At 69.9% G+C, this 20,228-nt stretch carries 19 protein-coding genes; 10 read left to right on the top strand and 9 right to left on the bottom strand.

The window, feature by feature from the left end; genetic code table 11:
* Positions 1-332 precede the first annotated feature (332 nt).
* Together EF387_RS20060 and EF387_RS20065 are read left to right on the top strand one after the other, a co-directional pair.
* Positions 333-548 carry a hypothetical protein gene (locus EF387_RS20060; protein ID WP_128377955.1) on the top strand — a complete coding sequence of 72 codons (216 nt, stop codon included), beginning with the start codon at positions 333-335 and terminating at the stop codon, positions 546-548.
* An 88-nt stretch (positions 549-636) separates the two neighbouring features.
* Positions 637-1,155, top strand: a complete 519-nt coding sequence (locus EF387_RS20065; protein ID WP_128377956.1) for a SixA phosphatase family protein — start codon at positions 637-639, stop codon at positions 1,153-1,155.
* A gap of 78 nt (positions 1,156-1,233) precedes the next feature.
* On the opposite strand, the gene serB is transcribed toward EF387_RS20065, so the two are convergent.
* Positions 1,234-2,550, bottom strand: a complete 1,317-nt coding sequence (serB, locus tag EF387_RS20070; RefSeq protein WP_238431598.1) for a phosphoserine phosphatase SerB — start codon at positions 2,548-2,550, stop codon at positions 1,234-1,236.
* Positions 2,551-2,712: 162 nt separating this feature from the next.
* A complete protein-coding gene (locus EF387_RS46720; RefSeq protein ID WP_155589773.1) occupies positions 2,713-4,656 on the bottom strand; it encodes a streptophobe family protein in 1,944 nt (647 codons plus the stop codon).
* 237 nt (positions 4,657-4,893) lie between these two features.
* Between EF387_RS46720 and EF387_RS20080 the strand changes: the two genes are divergently transcribed.
* Positions 4,894-7,509, top strand: a complete 2,616-nt coding sequence (locus EF387_RS20080; protein WP_202918320.1) for an ABC transporter ATP-binding protein/permease — start codon at positions 4,894-4,896, stop codon at positions 7,507-7,509.
* Between the two features lie 102 nt (positions 7,510-7,611).
* Here EF387_RS20080 and EF387_RS20085 read toward each other — a convergent pair whose 3' ends face one another.
* From EF387_RS20085 to EF387_RS20095, 3 genes are all read right to left on the bottom strand, one after another.
* Positions 7,612-8,412, bottom strand: coding sequence for a transglycosylase SLT domain-containing protein (locus EF387_RS20085; protein WP_128377958.1), 801 nt, complete (start codon positions 8,410-8,412; stop codon positions 7,612-7,614).
* 276 nt (positions 8,413-8,688) lie between these two features.
* Positions 8,689-9,831, bottom strand: a complete 1,143-nt coding sequence (locus tag EF387_RS20090; RefSeq protein WP_162467171.1) for an S-adenosylmethionine:tRNA ribosyltransferase-isomerase — start codon at positions 9,829-9,831, stop codon at positions 8,689-8,691.
* Positions 9,828-10,523 (bottom strand): SDR family NAD(P)-dependent oxidoreductase, encoded by a 696-nt coding sequence (locus EF387_RS20095; RefSeq protein WP_128377959.1) that lies wholly within the window; start codon positions 10,521-10,523, stop codon positions 9,828-9,830. The genes EF387_RS20090 and EF387_RS20095 overlap by 4 nt, the downstream gene beginning before the upstream one ends.
* Positions 10,524-10,696: 173 nt before the next feature.
* Here EF387_RS20095 and EF387_RS20100 point away from each other — a divergent pair, with 173 nt between their 5' ends.
* The 3 genes from EF387_RS20100 to EF387_RS20110 all read left to right on the top strand — a co-directional run bounded on the left by EF387_RS20100 (position 10,697) and on the right by EF387_RS20110 (position 12,844).
* The gene (locus EF387_RS20100) at positions 10,697-11,842 is read left to right on the top strand and encodes a GAF domain-containing sensor histidine kinase (RefSeq protein WP_128377960.1); all 1,146 of its coding nucleotides are present in this window, start codon (positions 10,697-10,699) and stop codon (positions 11,840-11,842) included.
* On the top strand, positions 11,835-12,476 hold the full coding sequence (locus EF387_RS20105; protein ID WP_128377961.1) for a response regulator: 642 nt from the start codon (positions 11,835-11,837) through the stop codon (positions 12,474-12,476). Before EF387_RS20100 ends, EF387_RS20105 begins: the two co-directional genes overlap by 8 nt.
* 122 nt (positions 12,477-12,598) lie before the next feature.
* Positions 12,599-12,844, top strand: a complete 246-nt coding sequence (locus EF387_RS20110) for a chaplin (protein WP_128377962.1) — start codon at positions 12,599-12,601, stop codon at positions 12,842-12,844.
* 536 nt (positions 12,845-13,380) lie between these two features.
* Here the strand turns inward: EF387_RS20110 and EF387_RS20115 are convergent.
* Entirely contained in the window at positions 13,381-14,175 is a 795-nt protein-coding gene (locus EF387_RS20115) for a hypothetical protein (RefSeq protein WP_128377963.1), read from the bottom strand.
* Between the two features lie 134 nt (positions 14,176-14,309).
* Between EF387_RS20115 and EF387_RS20120 the strand changes: the two genes are divergently transcribed.
* The 3 genes from EF387_RS20120 (at position 14,310) to EF387_RS20130 (ending at position 16,703) form a co-directional block, all read left to right on the top strand.
* A complete protein-coding gene (locus tag EF387_RS20120; protein ID WP_128377964.1) occupies positions 14,310-15,101 on the top strand; it encodes an ABC transporter ATP-binding protein in 792 nt (263 codons plus the stop codon).
* Between the two features lie 64 nt (positions 15,102-15,165).
* Positions 15,166-15,603, top strand: a complete 438-nt coding sequence (locus EF387_RS20125; RefSeq protein WP_128377965.1) for an NfeD family protein — start codon at positions 15,166-15,168, stop codon at positions 15,601-15,603.
* 155 nt (positions 15,604-15,758) lie between these two features.
* Entirely contained in the window at positions 15,759-16,703 is a 945-nt protein-coding gene (locus EF387_RS20130; protein WP_128377966.1) for an SPFH domain-containing protein, read from the top strand.
* A gap of 194 nt (positions 16,704-16,897) precedes the next feature.
* Here the strand turns inward: EF387_RS20130 and EF387_RS20135 are convergent, their stop codons facing one another.
* The 3 genes from EF387_RS20135 to EF387_RS20145 form a co-directional block, all read right to left on the bottom strand.
* A complete protein-coding gene (locus EF387_RS20135) occupies positions 16,898-17,404 on the bottom strand; it encodes an HNH endonuclease (RefSeq protein WP_128377967.1) in 507 nt (168 codons plus the stop codon).
* Positions 17,405-17,548: 144 nt separating this feature from the next.
* Positions 17,549-18,088 carry a YbhB/YbcL family Raf kinase inhibitor-like protein gene (locus EF387_RS20140; RefSeq protein WP_128377968.1) on the bottom strand — a complete coding sequence of 180 codons (540 nt, stop codon included), beginning with the start codon at positions 18,086-18,088 and terminating at the stop codon, positions 17,549-17,551.
* Positions 18,089-18,142: 54 nt separating this feature from the next.
* Positions 18,143-18,928, bottom strand: a complete 786-nt coding sequence (locus tag EF387_RS20145; RefSeq protein WP_128377969.1) for a sporulation protein — start codon at positions 18,926-18,928, stop codon at positions 18,143-18,145.
* Between the two features lie 278 nt (positions 18,929-19,206).
* Between EF387_RS20145 and EF387_RS20150 the strand changes: the two genes are divergently transcribed.
* Complete coding sequence (locus tag EF387_RS20150) at positions 19,207-19,848, top strand: DNA-3-methyladenine glycosylase (protein ID WP_128377970.1); 642 nt, start codon at positions 19,207-19,209, stop codon at positions 19,846-19,848.
* Positions 19,849-20,228: the final 380 nt, after the last annotated feature.

Genomic DNA, 20,228 nt, shown 5'->3' on the forward strand with positions numbered 1-20,228 from the left:
CCCGGCCACCCCACACCCCGCCTCGCCGCGTACCCCGAGTCGGCCCGGCCCTCAGGGGAGCCGGCCACCGGGCGCATGGTGGGGCTGGCACCACCATCCCCTAGGGGGTGAGTGTCAGGGTCAAGTGGGTGGATCACCGGATGGGTTGAGGGCCCACGAGCCCGTAGCTTCTGAGTGTGGCCGCGAAGAGCGCCACAACGCGAAGACCCACGGCACCCTCCGGGGACCCACAGATCCACAGATCCACAGATCCACAGATCCTGGCAGTCCCACAGACCCACAGATCCCGCAGACCCACGAACCCGCAGAACCCACGAACCCACGGAGGCGGCATGTCGGCCCGTACGCGCACCCGGCCCAACCCGGCCCGCCCGGGCGGCGTCGAGATCCGGTTGCCCTGGTGGGGCTTCGCCCTGCCCACCGTCGCCTTCGTGGCCCTGCTGCTGGTGATACTGAACCCGGCCGACGCACAGGCGGCCGGCAGTGACCCCGTGATCAGCCAGCTCGTGGAGCGCATCCAGCAGTCGGTGCAGCACACCGCCCCTTGACCGGCGTCCTCAGGCACCTGTCAACCGAGCCGGGAGAGCATGCCAACTCCCTGCGCCCCATGGCGCGTTTCATGCGAAGCTGGGACCCATGAGCGTCGCAGAACCCCGCAGGATTGTCCTTTTCCGGCATGCCAAGGCCGACTGGCCCCAGGTGCCCGACCACGAGCGACCGCTCGCGGATCGGGGCCGCAAGGACGCCGCCGTCGCCGGACGCAAGCTCGCCGACACAGGTATCCCCTTCGACCTGGCCCTCTGCTCCACCGCTAACCGGACCCGCGAGACCTGGAAACTCGCCGTACAGGAGTTCCCGCAGCGGCCGAAGACGGTCTACGAGGAGAGGATCTACGAGGCGTCGCCCGGCGAGCTGATCACCGTGCTGAACGAGATCCCGGACGACGTGCAGAACGTCATCCTGATCGGCCACAACCCCGGCGTCCAAGGCCTGGCCGAGGTGCTGTCGGGGGACGCCGACGCCGACGCCCGGAACCGGATGAACCGCCGGGGCTTTCCCGCCGCCGCGTTCTCGCTGCTCTCCTTCAACGGCATCTGGAAGTCGCTGGAGCCGGGCGCGGCGACCCTGACCGACTACTGGGCCCCCTCGGAGTAGACCGGAGCAGACCTTCGTCGCACGCACCGAGGTCCCGGCGCCGCACCAGGCACCGGGACCTCGTCGTACCGGGACGCCTCAGACGGTGGCGTCGGCGTCCGCTCCGCCGAGCGGCTGTTCCTGCGTGTCCGGCCCGAGGAGTTCCCGCTCCGGGGCGTCCGGCGAGAGGAGGTCCCGCGCGTCCGGCCCGAGGGGCTCGTGCATGTCCGCCGCCTCGACCTCCTCGCGCGTGACCCCCAGCAGATAGAGCACGGTGTCCAGGAAGGGCACGTTCACCGCGGTGTGCGCCGCCTCGCGCACCACCGGCTTGGCGTTGAAGGCCACTCCGAGACCCGCCGCGTTGAGCATGTCCAGGTCATTGGCGCCGTCGCCGATCGCGACGGTCTGGGACAGCGGCACCCCGGCCTCCGCGGCGAATCTGCGCAGCAGCCGCGCCTTGCCCTCCCGGTCCACGATCTCGCCGGTGACCCGGCCGGTGAGCTTCCCGTCGACGATCTCCAGCGTGTTGGCCTGCGCGAAGTCCAGTCCCAGCCGCTCCTTGAGGTCATCCGTGACCTGGGTGAACCCACCGGAGACGACCCCCACTTGATAGCCGAGGCGCTTCAGCGTGCGGATCAGCGTGCGCGCGCCCGGAGTCAGCCGGACCTCGCTGCGCACCTTGTCCACCACCGAGGCGTCGAGCCCCTCGAGCAGCGCCACGCGCGCGTGCAGCGACTGCTCGAAGTCCAGTTCCCCGCGCATCGCCGCCGCGGTCACCTCGGCCACCTGCTCCTCTGCGCCGGCGTGCGCGGCGAAGAGCTCGATCACCTCGTCCTGGATGAGTGTGGAGTCGACATCCATGACGATCAGGCGCTGGGCCCGCCGCTGCAGCCCGGCCGCGACGACGGCGACGTCCACGTCGAGGAAGGAGGCCTCGGTCACCAGCGCCGTGCGCAGCTTCTCCGTCTCCGTGCCGGAGACCGCGAACTCGACCGCGGTGACCGGGTACTTGGCGAGCCGGAAGATACGGTCGATGTTGCCGCCGGTCCCGGTGATGGTCGCGGCGATCGCGGCGGTGGACTCGGCGGTCAGCGGATGCCCGAGGACGGTGACCAGGGAGCGCCCGTGGCCACGCGGGCGGTTGTCGCCGATGCCCGAGATGATCTCGGCCTGCATCTTGATGGACTCCGCCCAGCTGTGCACGGTCGCCCGAAGATCGCCGTCGAGCTCCGGCCCCGGCGCGGTGACCAGGGCGCACAGGACCATGCGGCCCCGCGTGACGACCTGCTCGATGTCGATCACGTCGACGGAGTAGGCAGCCAAGGTGTCGAAGAGTCCGGCCGTGATGCCGGGCCGGTCCTTGCCGAAGATCTTGACAAGGAGAGTGGGGGCGTCAGAGGTCTGGGGAGCGCTCATGATGTATCCACGGTAACCGGCACGAAGTACCCGCCACCTTCGAGGTCCGCCCAGCGGACAGCGAACACTGGGCGACGGTCCGGTAACGGCTGCGTGGCGCAACCGCCCGGTAGCTGTGTGTGCGCCAGGAGAGCCCTGTGTGAGCCAGGCACGGCCGGCCGCTCAGCCCCGCCCCCGCCGGGTCCCGGGCGGCGGTGGTTCGTCCTCCGGCGATGGCGATGGCGGTGGCGGTGGCGGCTGCCGGTCCGGCCGGGAGCGTGGCGGCCGGGACGGCGCACCGGGCTGAGGCGGGGCGGGACCGGCCGCCGTGGGCAGCCCTTCGTCCGGCAGCCGCAGATACGGGTTCGTCTCCTCGCGCGGCGGCCGGTAGGGAGCACGCAGGTGATAGGGACCGGCCGGACCGCCGGTGCCGGAAGCGGGGGCGTGCGGGTCCTGGGGCGCCTGTGGACCGGCACCAGGCGAAGGCGAAGGCGAGGGTGAAGGTGACGGGGCAGAGGGAGAGCGAGGCGGAGGGGGAGGGGGAGGCGGCTGCGGGGACGGGGCCAAGGGCGGAGGCGGGGATTCGGACCGGGACGTGGACCGCGGCGGAGCGTATGACCCGGCGTACGGCTCCGCCTGCCGCCCGTAGGACGCCACCGCCCCACTCCGCTCGTACCGCGGCCCGGGAGCCTTCCCGTACGGCAGCCCCTTACCGAGTGCCAGTGGCGCGGCCCGCCGTCCCGCGGCCCCGGCGGCGCAGGCGAGCAGTGCCCCGGCCGCCCCCGCCCCCGCGCCCCACACGGCGCCCAGCAGCAGCGCCATCGCCAGTCGCCCGTGCAGTTCCATCCCCGCCCCGAAGGCATCCACTCCCAGCACGGACAACGAGGCGTCGACGGACACGTCCGTCAGATAAGCGAGCAGAGGCAGCCCCAGGGCCGTCACGATCCCCAGCCACAGCGCACACCGCCCGGCGAAGGCGAGCGTCCCACCGCGACGCGCGGCGGAGCCGCCCTCGTACGCGACCACCTCCGGACGGGGCGTGCGAACCCCGACCAACACCCCCGCAAGCAGCATCATCAGGGCCGAGGCGACGCCCAGCAGCCATACCCGGCCGTCGAGTTCGGCCAGGCGCCCCAGCGTGACCGTCTGGTCGGTGCCGACCCGCAGCAGGTCGTCGAGCGGGTCGGGCAGGACCTTGAGGAGTTCGCCGGTGGCCTTGCCGTCCCACGGGACGAAGAGGCCGACGGGGATCCCGAGCCAGACCCCGTTGGGCGCGCCGAGCAGCGCCGCGCCCGTGACCAGCTTGGGGTTGTCGTCCCCCACCGCCGCGTACGCCGCCGCCGCGAACCCCGCCGCGACCGCCACCAGCAGCACCGAGACCAGCGCGGACACGGCCGGCCGCACCACCCGGTGCAACGCCTCCCACCCCCGCGGCAGCGGTGTGCGGCGGGAGGCCAGCAGCGCGACGACGAGAACGCACAGCACCCACGCCGCACCGCCCAGCAGCGTGGGCACGGTGTCGACGGTGAAGCCGACCGACGCCTTGGCGTCGATGAGCCCGCCGATGTTGTCCGGGAGCAGCCCGCCGAGATCACCGAGACCGTCCGGCAGGCTGTCGCCGATGCCGCCGGGCAGAGAGTCGGCCGCGTCGTCGAGGCCCAGCTGCGAGCCGTCGAAGGTGATGACGTCGTGCCCGGCCCAGGCCAGCCCGCCCAGCGTCGCCACGAAGACGACGAGCACCGCGCCCGCCCGCGCGGCGAGTTCGGCCGGCGCGATGACGGCCCCCGCGGTGCGCAACGAGCGCAGGAAGAACCAGGACAGCAGCAGCGCCCCGACGAGGCTCACCCCGAGTGGCGTGATCTCGATGGCGGTGGACGCCTCCGCACCCGTCAGCCCGAAGGCCGACACATCACCGGACGGCGTGACCGAACCACCCGCCCCAAGGGCCACCACAGCAGCGGTCATCGGCCCCAACGAGCCCGCCCTGTCCGCCTCCAGCAACCGCAGACCGAGAGCGGCGACCCCCGTCATGCCGATCAATGCCCAGCTCACCGACGCGATCGCGCCCAGCAGCACATCGCCCCACGGCACACTCCCACCGTGCTCCGCGGTCCCGTCGCTCTCCATGACGCCCCCGATCCGCGTAGCGGCGTCTGCACGCCGCGTGTCCCCCTCGCGTGGGACTACCACTCTCCGGTCCGGTCACAACCCCGTCAACGGGGCCGCACGGCAGGCACGAGCGGGTCTTCACAAGGCCCGGCTTTCGGTCAGGGAGCTGGGCCTGAAATAGTTCCCCACGATGTTCGACATCCCTAGACTCCCTGTGATGGGGGTAACTCGGGGGACAACTCAGTGGGGCATGGAGTGCCGGAACTCGTACTGGAATCGAATGGACGAACCTGGACGCTCGATGCGTCCAAGACCTACACCCTCGGACGTGATCCGCAGGGCGATCTCGTGTTCGACGACGCCAGAGTCTCGTGGCGTCACGCCACGATCAGCTGGAGCGGCCGTAGTTGGGTCATCGAGGATCACGGCAGCACCAACGGCACATTCGTGCAGGGGCACCGGGTTCACCACATGGAGATCGGCCCCGGCTCGCATGTCTACCTCGGCAACGCGAACGACGGTCCACGGCTGAACGTCTCCGGTTCCGGCGCGGCGGTCGGCACACCGCAGCAGGCGCAGCCCCGGCAGGAGGCACAGCCCCGCCGGCAGCCGTACGCGGCCCAGGGCGCCGGTCCCGGCTGGGCCCAGCAGGCACCCGCGCAGCAGCAGGCACCGCAACAGGCCGCGCAGCAGGCGCCGCAGCAGGGCGCACGGCAGGTTCCGCAACAGGCCGCGCAGCACGAGTGGCCGGAGCCGCCGGAGCCGCATGAGCCGCGGCAGTCGCAGCAGCCGAAGGTTCCGCAGCAGAGCGCTCCCGGTGGTGGCGCGGGGGCGCCGCCGGTCTACGGCGACCGCAGCCCCACGACGTTCCACCGGCTGGACCTCGGCCGGGTGATGCGCATCGGCCGTGCCCTGGAGAACGACCTGGTCGTCTCCGACCTGCAGGTCTCCCGCCACCACGCCGAGTTCCGCGCCACGCCCGACGGCCGCTTCGAGATCCGTGACCTCGGCTCCCACAACGGCACCTACCTCAACGGCATGGCGATCGCCAAGGGCGGCTCCGCCCTGCTCGGCACGGCCGACATCGTGGGTGTCGGCCACTCCACGTTCCGGCTGGTCGGCGACCGCCTCGAGGAGTTCGTCGACACCGGTGAAGTCTCCTTCTCCGCACGCCACTTGACGGTCACCGTCGACGGCGGCAAGCAGATCCTGAAGGACGTCTCCTTCGGTGTCCCGGAGAAGTCGCTGATCGCGGTCATCGGCCCGTCCGGCTCTGGAAAGTCCACGCTGCTCAAGGCCCTCACCGGCTACCGCCCCGCCAACCAGGGCGACGTCCTGTACGACAACCGCAACCTCTACAAGCAGTTCGCCGAACTGCGCCAGCGCATCGGTCTGGTTCCGCAGGACGACATCCTGCACAAGGAGCTGACCGTCAAGAAGGCGCTCAAGTACGCGGCGAAGCTCCGCTTCCCCGCCGACACCAGCGAACACGAACGCTCGGAGCGCATCGACGAGGTGCTGCGCGAGCTGAAGCTGGACATCCACAAGAACAAGAAGGTCACCTCCCTCTCCGGCGGCCAGCGCAAGCGTGTCTCGGTGGCCCTGGAGCTGCTCACCAAGCCGTCGCTGATCTTCCTCGACGAGCCCACCTCCGGACTCGACCCGGGCATGGACCGCGATGTCATGCAGCTGCTGCGGGGCCTCGCCGACGACGGCCGCACGGTCCTGGTGGTCACCCACTCGGTGGCCGAACTGGCACTCTGCGACAAACTTCTGGTCATGGCGCCCGGCGGGGCGGTGGCGTACTTCGGCCCGCCCGAGGAGGCCCTGAACTTCTTCGGCTACGACACCTGGGCCGATGTGTTCTCCGCCTTCGAGAACTACCGCGACTACGACTGGGCGGGGCGCTGGAAGGGATCCCAGCACTACCAGATGTACGCCGCGGACATCGACGCGGTGGCACCGCAGTCGGCGCAGATGCCCTCCGCCAAGGCGATGAAGCCGAAGAAGCCGCAACGCTGGGGCTCGCAGCTGATCACCCTGACCCGCCGCTACGTCTCGGTGATCGCCTCCGACAAGGGCTTCCTCGCCCTGATGGTGATCCTGCCGGCGGTGCTCGGCGTGGTCAGTCTGCTCATCGACCCCGACAAGGGCCTGCTCCCGAACGTCAACCCGAAGTCCGGCAAGATCATCCCGAACGGCACGGCCACCACGGTGCTGCTGATCCTCGCGGTCGGCGCCTGCTTCGCGGGTGCCGCCAACTCGGTCCGCGAGCTGATCAAGGAGCGGGTGATCTACGAACGGGAGCGCGCGACCGGCCTGTCGCGCTCCGCGTATCTGATGTCCAAGGTGATCGTCCTCGGTGCCATCACCGTGCTGCAGGGCTTGATGGTCGGTGCCATCGGCTTCTACAGCCGCGAGATCCCCGAGGAAGGACTGATCCTCAAGAATCAGGTGCTGCTGGAGCTGTCCATCCCGATCATGGCGCTCGGCTTCACCTCGATGATGTTCGGCCTGATCATCTCCGCGCTGGTGAAGACCGCCGAGAAGACCATGCCGCTGCTGGTGATGTTCGCGATCATCCAGGTCGTCTTCACCGGCTGTCTGTTCATCCTGAACGGCACCGTCGGCGTCAACGAGTTCTCCTACCTGATGCCGTCGCGCTGGGCGGTGGCAGCGGCCGGGGCCACGCTGGACTTCAACAAGATCAGCCCGAATCCGGACGACCCGACCAACACCGACCCGCTGTGGGAACACACGGTCACGGCCTGGAGCATGGACATGGCGGCGCTGCTCGCCCTCGGCGTCCTCTGCGGCTTCCTCGTCTCCCGCTTCCTGCGGCGACACGAGCCCGAGGTCATGCGCAAGTAGCGCAAGTCGACGCACCGGTCGGCGTGCAGGACGAAGGGCGGCACCTCACCCGGGGTGCCGCCCTTCGCCGTACGTACCGAGGCCCAGAGGTCCCCGGGGGCCTCAGTACGGGCCGTTGACGTTGTCGATCGAACCGTAGCGGTCGGCCGCGTAGTTGGCGGCGGCGGTGATGTTGGCTACCGGGTCGTAGATGTCCCAGGAGGTGCCGGGGACGTGGTAGGCCTGGAACGTCGGCGGGATGACCTGCAGCAGGCCCTTCGACGGGACGCCGTTGATGGCGTTGATGTCCCAGTTGTTGATGGCCTTCGGGTTGCCCGAGGACTCCCGCATGATGTTCTTGTGGAGCCCGTGGTAGCTGCCCGGGATGCCGTTCTTCTTCATCACGTCGAGCGACTCACGGATCCAGCCGTCGAGGTTGTTCGGGTAGGTCTTCGCGGCGACCTGCTTCATCGCGGGGCGTGCGGCGGCCCGGCTCGCGGCGGCCTTCTTCTTGCGCTCCTCCTCGGCCTTCTTCTGGGCCGCACGCTTCTTCGCCGCGGCCTTCTCGGCCGCCTCCTTCTTCGCGGCAGCCTCGGCCTTCTCCTTGGCGTCGGCCTTCTCCTTCGCCTCGGCGGACTGCTGCTTCGCCTCGGCGGCCCGGGCCTTCAGCTCGGCGCCGGCCAGCTGGTCGGTGACGCCGGCCCGCACCTCCTTGACCGGCCGGTCACTGAAGGCCGCCGCGGAGACCGCGGTCTCGTCCGTGGTCGTCTGGGCGTCGGAGGGCATCAGCGAGAAGGTGAGGGAGGCGGCACCGAGAGCGGCGACACCGGCAATGCCCAGCCTCTGCTTGTGCTTGGTGGTGAGGTTGCGCTTGACGGTGATGTTGGGGCGAATGCGGCGAAAAATGTCGTTGTGCAGGGGCATGGGTGAAGGACCTCTTCGAATAGCTCGGAGGTCGCTCTCGCATCGGGTGGGGACAGGGTGTTTCCGACACAAACGCCGCGGGTAAGCAACCGCGGCGCCGAGCGACGGGAGCCATTCTTAGCGGCCGCAAAATTCTGTGGCAAAGGTGTGACGTACGACCTCGCTTAGTGGACAGCGGACCGGCAAAACGGGACAGATCGGCACGTCTGCCCCGCTCACCGGCGAGCTACAACCTCCTACACGCCTTCGTACGTGACGTAGCTCCTATGTGCGGCCTCACATCGGACCGGCCTCGATCTCACCATTAGTTGCTTGAGCAATGCTCTGTGTGAGGGGATCCCCGCCCGGCAGCAGGAGGTGCGCATCGCCGAACTCGTGCCACAGGTATCGCCCGGCCAGCGCCTCCTCGTAGCCCCGCTCCAGCGCCTCCCGGCCCGCGATCGCCTCCAGCATCAGCAGGTGCGAGGCCTCCGGCTCGTGCAGCCCGGTCAGCAGCCCGTCGACGACCCGCACCCCGTGCTGCGGCGTCACCACCAGGTCGGTCCAGCCCTCCCGGGCCCGCACCACCCCGTCCGGGCCCACCGCCGACTCCACGGCGCGCACCGCCGTCGTCCCCACCGCCACGACCCTGCCGTCCCCCGCCTTCACCGCGTTGATCAGCCGCGCCGACGCCTCCGGCACCGCGAAACGCTCCTGATACGGCGGCTCGTGCGCCTCCGTCGACGCCACCCCCGTATGCAGGGTGACCGGCGCGAACTGCACCCCCCGGCTCACCAGCTCCGCCACCAGCCGCGCCGTGAACGGCCGCGCCGCGCTCGGCATCTCCGCACTGCCGGCACCGTCGGACGACGGCAGCGCGAACACCGTCTGGTAGGCCGACAGCGGCTGGTCCCGGGCCGTGTACGAGTACCGGATCGGCCGCCCGTGGCGCCGCAGCAGTCCCAGCACCTCCGCCCCCGTCACCCGCCCCCACCACAACCGCGCGTTCCCCGCCGCGAGCGGCGCCTCCAGCACCAGCCGCGCACCGCCCCGCAGCACCACCTCCACGCCCTCGGCGCCCGCACGCGCGCGTGTGGTGCCCCGACCATCGGGATCCCGCAGCTCGACGGCCCAGCGCCCGTCTTCGCCCGGCGAGGAGAAATGCACCACCACGCGCGCGTGCCCCCATCGCCCGTCCACCGCGGCGGCCAGCGTGGGGGAGGTGTTGACGACCAGCAGATCCCCGGCTTTCAGCAGCCCGGGCAGATCCCGGAACGTGTGATGCGTCACCTCGGTCCCGCGCGACACCATCAGCCGCACCGCGTCCCGGTCCAGCCCGGGCCCGCGCTGCTCGGCCGGGACCCGCGCCAGCAGTTCCTCCGGCACCTTCCCCCACTTCCGGCCGCGCTCGAACGGATGGAGTCCCATCGCGACGGTCATCGCCCCTCCAGCAGGGAGGGCGCCCCGTACCGGCCGCTCGCCGGCCGCTCGTCGATCAGCCGCAGGAAGGCCGGCACCACATCCTCGGGCGCGGGCCGCGGATCGGGATCGTCCGGCACGGCCGCCGCGTACAGATCCGTGGCCATGTCCCCGGGGTCGACCGCGTACACCCGCAATTCCGGCTCCTCCTCCCCGAGCACCGCCGACAGGTGGTCCAGCGCCGCCTTGGACGCCCCGTAGCCGCCCCACGTCTCGTACGCCTCGGCCGCAGCGTCCGAACTGACGTCGATCACGGTGCCCGCCGCGGACTCGCGCAGCAGCGGCAGCGCCTCCTGGACCAGCCCCAGCGGCGCGACGACGTTCACCTCCAGGGCCCGCCGCAGCCCCTGAAGAGGCAGCGCCTCCAGCCGCACCAGCGGCTCGGCGCCCAGCGCGCTCGCGTTGTTCACCACCAGATCGACCCCGCCCAGCCGCCGCGCCGCGGCCACCAGTTCCGCACGGTGCCCGGCATCCGTGACATCCCCCGGCAGGCCCTCAACGCGCGTGCCGTACGCCGACAGCGCCCCCGCCGCCTCCTTCAGCGCCGTGGGGGTCCTGGCGTCCAGCACCAGGTCCCACCCCCGTTCCGCCAGGGCCGCGCCGAGCGCCCGCCCCAGCCCCTTCGAAGCCCCCGTGATGATCGCTACGGACATGACAACCGTCCCCTCTTCGTCAGCACTGACCTCACGCTAGGAATCCGCCCGCGTCGCCCGCCTCGTACGCGGGCCGCAACGGACCAGGGCACTTCGCCCTAGGACCACGGACCCAGTCCACGGCGGCCACCGGTCCGATACGCGCTGTCACACCCGCCGGGTACGTTGAGGTCATGAGCCAAGGACCCCGGTCCGGCCTCGCCGCGGTGAGCTCCGCGCTGCTGGCCATGAGCCGACACCTCGAGGTGCGCGACGTCCTCAAGACGATCGTCGCCTCGGCCCGCGAGCTGCTCGACGCCGAGTACGCCGCGCTCGGCGTCCCCGACGACCACGGCGGCTTCGCCCAGTTCGTGGTCGACGGCGTCAGCGACGCCCAGTGGAAGGCCATCGGTCCGCTCCCGCGCCAGCACGGCATCCTCGCCGCGATGCTCCACGAGGCGAAGCCCGAGCGGCTCGCCGACGTCCGCACGGACCCCCGCTTCGAGGGCTGGCCCAGCGCCCACCCCGAGATGTCCGACTTCCTGGGGATGCCCATCCGCGACGGCGACGAGGTCATCGGCGCGCTCTACCTGGCCAACAAGAAGTGCCACAAGCCGGCGGGCAGCTGCGGCTTCACCGAGGACGACGAGGACCTCCTCGCGATCCTCGCCCAGCACGCCGCGATCGCCCTCACCAACGCCCGCCTCTACGAACGCAGCCGCGAGCTGACGATCGCCGAGGAGCGCTCCCGACTCGCCCACGAACTGCACGACGCGGTCAGCCAGAAGCTCTTCTCGCTCCGCCTGACCGCCCAGGCCGCGGCGGCCCTCGTCGACCGCGACCCGTCACGCGCCAAGGGCGAACTGCAGCAGGTGGCGGCGCTCGCCGCCGAGGCCGCCGACGAACTCCGCGCGGCCGTCGTCGAACTGCGCCCCGCGGCCCTCGACGAGGACGGCCTGATCGCGACGCTGCGCACCCAGATCCAGGTCCTCGACCGCGCCCACAGCGCGCGCGTGACCTTCACCAGCAACGGGGTACGGGCCCTGCCGGCCGCCCAGGAGGAAGCACTCCTGCGTGTCGCCCAGGAAGCCCTGCACAACGCGCTCCGGCACGCCGGGGCGGAGTCGGTCGAGGTCACCCTCGACCGCCGGGGCCCCGCCGCCGTCCTGCGCGTGACGGACGACGGAGCCGGCTTCGAACCCACGGCGATACGCCGCGCGGGACGCCACCTCGGCCTGGTCTCCATGCGGGACCGCGCGAGCGGGGTCGGTGGAAGGCTGACCGTGGAGTCGGCACCCGGCAAGGGAACGACGATCGAGATGGAGGTCCCCGGTGGCTGACGCGATCAAGGTGCTGCTCGTCGACGACCACCAGGTGGTCCGCCGCGGCCTGCGCACCTTCCTGGAAGTACAGGACGACATCGAGGTGGTCGGAGAGGCGGCGGACGGCGCCGAGGGGGTCACCCGCGCCGAGGACCTGCACCCCGACGTGATCCTCATGGACGTCAAGATGCCGGGAACGGACGGCATCGAGGCCCTCCGCAAGCTCCGCGCGCTCGACAACCCCGCGCGCGTGCTCATCGTCACAAGTTTCACCGAACAGCGCACGGTCGTCCCGGCCCTGCGCGCCGGTGCCGCCGGATACGTCTACAAGGACGTGGACCCCGACGCGCTGGCCGGTGCCATCCGCTCGGTGCACGCGGGCCACATCCTGCTCCAGCCGGAGGTGGCCGAGGTGCTCCTCTCCCAGGAGGAGACGAACGCCACCCAAGGCAGAGGAGGTTCACTCACCGAACGAGAACGCGAGGTGCTGGGCCTCATCGCCGACGGCCGCTCCAACCGCGAGATAGCCCGCGCCCTGGTCCTCTCCGAGAAGACGGTCAAGACCCACGTCTCCAACATCCTCATGAAGCTGGACCTCGCCGACCGCACCCAGGCGGCGCTCTGGGCGGTGCGCCACGGAGTAACGGGCTGAACCAAAGATTCACTCGCTCGGGTGCACATCACCCGGACGGCGTACCCTCCCCACCACAACCGCCGTTCTTCAGTGCGTGCTGCGGCAAGTGCCGCAGTGATCGCCGAGAAGGGTCGAATGAAGTGAAGAACCTGAAGAGGGTCGCCGCGGTCACGATGGTGGCGGGTGGCCTGGTCGCCGTCGGCGCCGGCATGGCCTCCGCCACCGACGGCGCGCACGCGGGCGGCCACACGTCGAACTCGCCGGGCATCGGATCGGGCAACCTGATCCAGGCGCCGGTGCACGTCCCGGTGAACGCGGTGGGCAACACGGTGAACGTCATCGGCGCCCTGAACCCCGCCTTCGGCAACCAGGGCGTCAACCACTGATTTCCCCCACCACAGGCCCCGCGACCGTCCCCGGTCAGCGGGGCCTTCGCGTACGCTCCCCGCCAACAAGAGCCCACCGGGCTGGCACAAGGGGCGGTGCCGGGCTCTCCGCCCGCAGGGGCGGGAGGGAAGGGTGCCCACGCGTACCCCCATGGCGGGTAGTCGCGAACGGACGCAAGGGGAGGTGCCGGGACTCTCCGCCCGCAGCGGCTGGCGCTCGGACCAGCCAGACCCTCCGTGAAACACGCAACGCTCCCCCACTCTCGGCTTCGCTCGAGCGGGGGGACCCGCATGACCAAGGACGGAGAGTCCGGCACGGCCCCGCCCCCAAAACCGGCAGCAGGCGAAATGCTCAGCCACCCCCCACCGCCAAGCCGCCCCCAGACCGCACAACGAACAGCAGGCACACCAGCCGGCAACTCACCCACCCGCCAAGCCGCCCCCAGCCAGCCGGCCACACAACAAACAGCGGGAGCAGCCACCCACCCCACCAAGCCACCCACCCCGCCAAGCCGCCCCCCACGACCACCACGCGGCTAGCGCACCCCCCGCTCCCGCTCCTCCACATAAGAGTTGTACGCCGCCACCACAGCCCGCCGAGCCGTCCGTTCCACCGGTCGCAGCGCCTCCCCGCGCCCCGCCATCTCCGACGCGCTCACAGCCCCACCGTGCCCGTTCTCGGACGCCAGCGACACCAGCAACGACACCCGACGGGCCAGCTCCAACACCCGCACGGCCCGCGCCGGATACCCGGGCGCCAGCACCTCCCCACCGGCAGCGGCCTCGACCCGCGCCCGATAAGCGTCGATGGCCGCCTCCGCCACCGGCCCAGACCCGGCGACATCCAGCCGGGACAACACCTGCGTGGCCTCCCGCAACGCCTCCGCCAGCTCCCGCTCCGCCTCCCCGAGCGACGGTACATCCGCAGGCGGCGCCTCTCGCACGGGCAGCACCCGCCACACCACCTCGGCATGCACATCACCCGAGGGCCCCGCCTCGTACACCTCCGGCACCAGCCCCAGTGCGGCGCCGTGGCAGATCACCGCCTCCTCCGCCTCCAGCGCCCGCGCATTGAACTCCGGCGGCCCGCTCAGCCCGAGCGGATGCCCGGGTGCGGGCAGCGCCACCCGCAACCCGGTCACCTTCAGCGCCCGCAGCCGACCGAGCGCGAGCGAGAGCCCGACGGGCCCCGATTCGCCGGGGAGCCCCTCGACCCGGTGCACCGCGTCCTCACCGACAATCGCGTGCACAGCGTCATCCGGCGAGGCAATCCCGGCCAAAAGGGCATTTCCCCATGCGGCCAGCCGTCCTGAGCGTGGTTCCGAGAGCATGCCCACAGCCTAAGGACCGACCGATGGACAGCACCGCCCACCCGGTGGCGTAGGTTTTCCCTCGGGGGGTGCCCCTGGGGGTTGCGTCCACAGGCGCAAGCGAAGCCGAGACTGCAATGGGAGACAGCGCGCTCATGAGCGATGTTCTGGAGCTGGAGGACGTGTCCGTGGTCCGCGAGGGCCGGGCTCTGGTGGACCAGGTCTCCTGGTCGGTCAAGGAAGGCGAGCGCTGGGTCATCCTGGGCCCGAACGGCGCCGGAAAAACGACCCTTCTGAACATCGCCTCCAGCTACCTCTTCCCCAGCCAGGGCACCGCCTCCATCCTCGGCGAAACCCTCGGCAAGGTCGACGTCTTCGAGCTGCGCCCACGCATCGGCGTGGCCGGCATCGCACTGGCCGAGAAGCTCCCCAAGCGCCAGACCGTGCTGCAGACGGTACTGACAGCCGCGTACGGCATGACGGCCGGCTGGCAGGAGGAGTACGAGGACGTCGACGAGCAACGCGCCCGCGCCTTCCTCGACCGCCTCGGCATGAGCGACTACCTGGACCGTAAGTTCGGCACCCTCTCCGAGGGCGAGCGCAAGCGCACCCTCATCGCCCGTGCCCTGATGACCGACCCGGAGCTGCTCCTCCTCGACGAGCCCGCCGCCGGCCTCGACCTCGGCGGACGCGAGGACCTGGTGCGCCGTCTCGGCCGCCTCGCCCGCGACCCGATCGCCCCCTCCATGATCATGGTCACCCACCATGTCGAGGAGATCGCCCCCGGGTTCACGCACGTCCTCATGATCCGCCAGGGCAAGGTCCTAGCCGCGGGTCCCCTGGAGCTCGAACTCACCTCCCGCAACCTCTCCTTGTGCTTCGGCCTCCCCCTGGTCGTGGAACAGCGGGGCGAACGCTGGACGGCCCAGGGCCTGCCCCTGTCCTGACGCCGTACCGAACCCCGGGTACGCCCGCCGTGCGCCCTGTCCGCGATCCCCTCGCGGACCTACCATGGCCAGCGTGGACATCGACGCATGGTTGTGGTGGCTGATCGGCGCGGCCGTACTCGGTATCGCGCTCGTGGTGACCGCGATGCCGGAGCTGGGGATGCTCGCCGTGGGGGCCGTCGCGGCGGCCGGAACGGCCGGGCTGGGCGGGGGAGTCGTGCTCCAGGTCGTCGTCTTCGCCGTCGTCTCGGTAGCACTCATCGCGGTGGTACGCCCCATTGCGGCCCGTCACCGTTCTCAACGGCCTCAACTCGCCACCGGAGTGGACGCGTTGAAGGGCAGGCACGCCGTCGTACTGGAACGGGTCGACGGCACGGGCGGCCGCATCAAACTGGCCGGCGAGGTCTGGTCGGCACGCTCCCTGGACGGCAGCCAGAGCTACGAGGTCGGCCAGGAGGTGGACGTCGTGGAGATCGAAGGTGCCACCGCCATCGTCATGTGACCTTCTCCGTCACCCTTCAGGTGACTTGATGTGACCCCATGTGAACAGAACGCCCCACGTGGGAAGTTGTGGTCTGACACACTCAACCGGCAAGATCTTCAACAGCCGTAGGGCCTCGGTGGAACACCGAGGCGGGGAAGGGTACGGGGAGCACGATGGAACCGATCATCATCGTCCTGATCATTCTGGTGGTGCTCGTCTTCATCGCCCTGATCAAGACGATCCAGGTCATCCCGCAGGCCAGCGCCGCCATCGTCGAACGCTTCGGCCGCTACACACGCACGCTCAACGCCGGCCTCAATATCGTGGTCCCGTTCATCGACTCCATCCGCAACCGCATCGACCTGCGCGAACAGGTCGTGCCGTTCCCGCCCCAGCCGGTGATCACCCAGGACAACCTGGTCGTCAACATCGACACGGTGATCTACTACCAGGTGACCGACGCCCGGGCCGCCACCTACGAAGTCGCCAGCTACATCCAGGCGATCGAGCAGCTCACCGTCACCACGCTCCGCAACATCATCGGCGGCATGGACCTCGAGCGCACCCTCACCTCCCGCGAGGAGATCAACGCGGCCCTGCGCGGCGTCCTCGACGAGGCCACCGGCAAGTGGGGCATCCGCGTCAACCGCGTCGAGCTCAAGGCGATCGAGCCGCCGACCTCCATCCAGGACTCGATGGAGAAGCAGATGCGCGCCGACCGCGACAAGCGCGCCGCGATCCTCACCGCCGAAGGTATCCGCCAGTCGCAGATCCTCACCGCCGAAGGTGAGAAACAGTCCGCGATCCTGCGCGCCGAAGGTGAGGCCAAGGCCGCCGCCCTCCGCGCCGAGGGCGAGGCCCAGGCCATCCGGACGGTCTTCGAGTCCATCCACGCCGGAGACCCCGACCAGAAGCTGCTGTCGTACCAGTACCTCCAGATGCTCCCGAAGATCGCCGAGGGCGACGCCAACAAGCTCTGGATCGTGCCCAGCGAGATCGGCGACGCCCTCAAGGGCCTCTCCGGAGCGTTCGGCAACTTCGGCCCGGGCACCGGCGGTTCGGGCAACGGCCAGTCCGGCGGCGGTACGGAACGCCGCGAGAAGCCCTCCATCGACTGAGGGGTCCTTTCACTATGAGCGCGCGACCCGGGCGGCCATAGTGAAAGGACCCCTGAAACCGGTCCAGCCGCCGAGGAATGCCGGTGACCGTACGAAGAAGCCCGCCCTCCCAAGCAATCGGGGGGCGGGCTTTTCCATGTCCCGTCAGAACGGTGGGGCCAAGAGGGCAGGCGGCGCACGCCCGGCTCGACTGACTAGGCGGCCGTCTGCGACAGCCAGTCCGGCAGTGCCGCCAGATCGTCCCGGCCCAGCGTCAGCAGCATCGCGTCGGCCGGGGTCGGCTCGAACGGCTGCCGCAGCAGCGGCATACCGGCCTGCTCCGGCGTACGGTCCGCCTTGCGGTGGTTGTCCTCCGCGCACGAGGCCACCGTGTTCAGCCAGGTGTCTCCACCGCCCCGCGACCGCGGAACCACGTGGTCCACGGTCGTCGCCCGCCTACCGCAGTACGCGCACCTGTGCCGGTCCCGTACCAGGACACCCCGCCTCGACCACGGAGCTTGTCTTCGGAACGGCACCCGGACATACCTGCACAGTCTGATCACCCGGGGCGCCGGTATGTCGACCGCGGCTCCGCGCATACGCAGTTCGGGGTGGGCCGACTCGACGACGGCCTTGTCCTGCAGCACCAGAACGACGGCTCGGTTCAACGTCACCGTCGACAGCGGCTCGAAGCTCGCGTTGAGTACCAGCGTCTCCCGCATTGCAGCCCACCTCCCGTGTGCACCGCCCACCGCCTGGCGGGCTGGATCAACTCTGGCCGGGCACGCCGAGATGGACAACGCAATAAAAAATGCCCGCCTCTGATCAATTCCAAGACCAGAGGCGGGCAAACGTTCAGTGAACGCTCAACTCTCCGCAGGAGCCGCGTACTCACCGATCAGCTGTGCACGCGCCAGTGTGTGGAACCGCAGATTGAAACCGACGACCGCCGGAGACGCGTCGGAGTCCGGACCGAGCTTTTCCTGGTCCACCGCGTACACCGTGAAGACATAACGGTGCGCCGGGTCTCCGGCCGGCGGGGCCGCGCCCCCGAAGTCCTTCGTCCCGTAGTCGTTGCGCGCGTGCACCGCGCCCTCGGGCAGCCCTTCGAACTTGCCCCCGCCCGCACCCACGGGCAGCTCGGTCACCGAGGCCGGGATGTCGAACAGCACCCAGTGCCAGAACCCGCTGCCCGTCGGGGCGTCCGGATCGAAACAGGTCACGGCGAAGCTCTTCGTCTCCGGCGGGAAGCCCTCCCAGCGCAGCTGTGGCGAGGTGTTCCCGGCCGCGTGGACCTGAGCGTCCTTCAGCACCCCTCCCGGTTCCACGTCCTCGCTGCTGACCGTGAACGACGGCACGGGCGGATGGAAGTCATGGGGGAGCGGCGGCCTGTTGAGCTCAGTCACCTCGGTACCTCCTGATCGGTTCCTGCGGGATCTGTGGCCCCGAGCCTAGAAGAACTAGAACCAGCTGCGCTTGCTGCCGACCTCCGACAGCCACTGGTTCAGGTACGCCGCCCAGTCCGTGACGTGGAAGTCGTTCAGGCCCACCTGGAACGAGCGGTAGGAGTCGCTGCCCTCACTGAACAGCCCCGGCTTCTTGTCCATCTCCAGGACGACGTCCATCGCGTGCTCGTCCGCCACGAAGCTCAGTTCCACCTGGTTCAGCCCGCGGTACTGCTGCGGCGGGAAGAACTCGATCTCCTGGTAGAACGGCAGCCGCTGCCGTGTACCGCGGATGTGTCCGCGCTCCATGTCCGCGTTCTTGAAGCGGAAGCCCAGCTGGATGAAGGCGTCCAGGAGCGCCTTCTGCGCCGGCAGCGGGTGCACGTTGATCGGGTCCAGGTCGCCGGAGTCCACGGCGCGCGCGATCTCCAGCTCCGTGGTCACCCCGATGTGCATCCCGCGCAGCGCCTGCCCGTCGATCATCGTGATCGGAGTCTCCCAGGGGATCTCCAGACCGAACGGCACCGCGTGCACCGCGCCCGCCTGCAGCTCGAAGGCACCGCCCAGCCGCAGCTTGGTGAACTCGATGTCCTGCCTGTACTCCGTGTCGTCGTGACCCTCGACCTCCACCTTGGCCTGCAGTCCTACCGAGAGGCCCTCGATCGACTGGTTCACCGATCCGCCCTGGATCCGCACCTCACCCTGGACGACACCACCAGGAACGACGTTGGACTCGGTCAGCACGGTCTCGACCGAAGCCCCACCAGCACCCAGGCTCGCCATCAGCTTCCTGAAACCCATGTCGTCTCTCCTCCTCAGGCAGCGCCTGTCTGCCTTCTCCGAACGGATCTTCTGTCCCTGACCCCTAAGGGGTGCCCAACAGACCCGCGCAGGCGTCGCCCGCCTGCGCGATGTGATCAGACATCCCCTAGAAACGCGATCCAGCCGTGGCCGGTTCCGCGCTCCACCCCTCACAGTGGGCACGGCACCCTCCGGAGGGACCCTTCACACCCTTCCAGGACGAACCGGTCACTGACCAGAGTGAGCGTGTGGGTTCATCTGCACTACGCTCGTACGACATGATCGCGAGCCCTGACCGTACGCCCCTGCCGAGGGAGTTCTTCGACCGGCCCGTCCAGGAAGTGGCCCCTGATCTCCTCGGACGCCTCCTCGTGCGCTCCACGCCGGACGGTCCGATCGAGCTGCGCCTCACAGAGGTAGAGGCCTACGACGGTGCGAACGACCCGGGTTCACATGCCTATCGAGGCCGCACGGCTCGCAACGGCGTGATGTTCGGTCCTCCCGGGCACGCGTACGTCTACTTCACCTACGGCATGTGGCACTGCCTCAATCTGGTGTGTGGTCCGGAGGGCATCGCGAGCGGGGTGCTGCTCCGTGCCGGCGAGATCACGGAGGGTGCCGAGCTCGCCCGCAAACGTCGACTCTCGGCCCGATATGACAAAGAACTGGCCAAAGGGCCCGCGCGTCTGGCCACGGCCCTGGACATCGACCGGGCCCTCGACGGAGCGGACGTCTGCGCCCCCGGGGAGGCTCCACTGGCCATCTTCAGCGGCACCCCCACCCCGTCCCACCAGGTACTCAACGGCCCGCGCACCGGAGTCGCGGGCGAGGGCGGCGTCCACCCGTGGCGCTACTGGATCGCCAACGACCCGACTGTCAGCCCTTACCGGGCCCACGTACCCCGCCGACGCCGAACTTGACCCACCCTCCGGCGGTGCGTAATGTAGCCCGAGCCGTTTGAACCGGGTACGGCGTTCAGCCTGCAGCCGGAAGCGGCCAACCACTACCTACTACTTCCCCTCAGCGGGGTCTTATTCGGCGTGCCCGCATGCCTGAATTCGGAACCTGCTGGACTCGATTATGAGTTGCCCGGGGAATCGGTTAACGTAGTGAATGTCGAAAGGCCCCGAGACGGACCGAGACGGAAAGTCCCGAGCCTTCAGACAAATCCCGCCGACTGGGAATCGGGTCCGAAAGGATCTGATAGAGTCGGAAACGCAAGACCGAAGGGAAGCGCCCGGAGGAAAGCCGCGAGAGAGTCTCTCGGGTGAGTACAAAGGAAGCGTCCGTTCCTTGAGAA

This window comes from Streptomyces cavernae, from assembly GCF_004023625.1.
GTDB classification, from domain to species: domain Bacteria; phylum Actinomycetota; class Actinomycetes; order Streptomycetales; family Streptomycetaceae; genus Streptomyces; species Streptomyces cavernae.

What these genes read in the sequence shown, in the direction of transcription:
- EF387_RS20060 (WP_128377955.1), top strand. Translation starts at nt 333, where the DNA reads ATGTCGGCCCGTACGCGCACCCGGCCCAACCCGGCCCGCCCGGGCGGC.
- EF387_RS20065 (WP_128377956.1), top strand. Translation starts at nt 637, where the DNA reads ATGAGCGTCGCAGAACCCCGCAGGATTGTCCTTTTCCGGCATGCCAAG.
- serB (WP_238431598.1), bottom strand. Translation starts at nt 2,550, where the DNA reads ATGAGCGCTCCCCAGACCTCTGACGCCCCCACTCTCCTTGTCAAGATC.
- EF387_RS46720 (WP_155589773.1), bottom strand. Translation starts at nt 4,656, where the DNA reads ATGGAGAGCGACGGGACCGCGGAGCACGGTGGGAGTGTGCCGTGGGGC.
- EF387_RS20085 (WP_128377958.1), bottom strand. Translation starts at nt 8,412, where the DNA reads ATGCCCCTGCACAACGACATTTTTCGCCGCATTCGCCCCAACATCACC.
- EF387_RS20090 (WP_162467171.1), bottom strand. Translation starts at nt 9,831, where the DNA reads ATGACCGTCGCGATGGGACTCCATCCGTTCGAGCGCGGCCGGAAGTGG.
- EF387_RS20095 (WP_128377959.1), bottom strand. Translation starts at nt 10,523, where the DNA reads ATGTCCGTAGCGATCATCACGGGGGCTTCGAAGGGGCTGGGGCGGGCG.
- EF387_RS20100 (WP_128377960.1), top strand. Translation starts at nt 10,697, where the DNA reads ATGAGCCAAGGACCCCGGTCCGGCCTCGCCGCGGTGAGCTCCGCGCTG.
- EF387_RS20115 (WP_128377963.1), bottom strand. Translation starts at nt 14,175, where the DNA reads ATGCTCTCGGAACCACGCTCAGGACGGCTGGCCGCATGGGGAAATGCC.
- EF387_RS20120 (WP_128377964.1), top strand. Translation starts at nt 14,310, where the DNA reads ATGAGCGATGTTCTGGAGCTGGAGGACGTGTCCGTGGTCCGCGAGGGC.
- EF387_RS20125 (WP_128377965.1), top strand. Translation starts at nt 15,166, where the DNA reads ATGGCCAGCGTGGACATCGACGCATGGTTGTGGTGGCTGATCGGCGCG.
- EF387_RS20130 (WP_128377966.1), top strand. Translation starts at nt 15,759, where the DNA reads ATGGAACCGATCATCATCGTCCTGATCATTCTGGTGGTGCTCGTCTTC.
- EF387_RS20135 (WP_128377967.1), bottom strand. Translation starts at nt 17,404, where the DNA reads ATGCGGGAGACGCTGGTACTCAACGCGAGCTTCGAGCCGCTGTCGACG.
- EF387_RS20145 (WP_128377969.1), bottom strand. Translation starts at nt 18,928, where the DNA reads ATGGGTTTCAGGAAGCTGATGGCGAGCCTGGGTGCTGGTGGGGCTTCG.
- EF387_RS20150 (WP_128377970.1), top strand. Translation starts at nt 19,207, where the DNA reads ATGATCGCGAGCCCTGACCGTACGCCCCTGCCGAGGGAGTTCTTCGAC.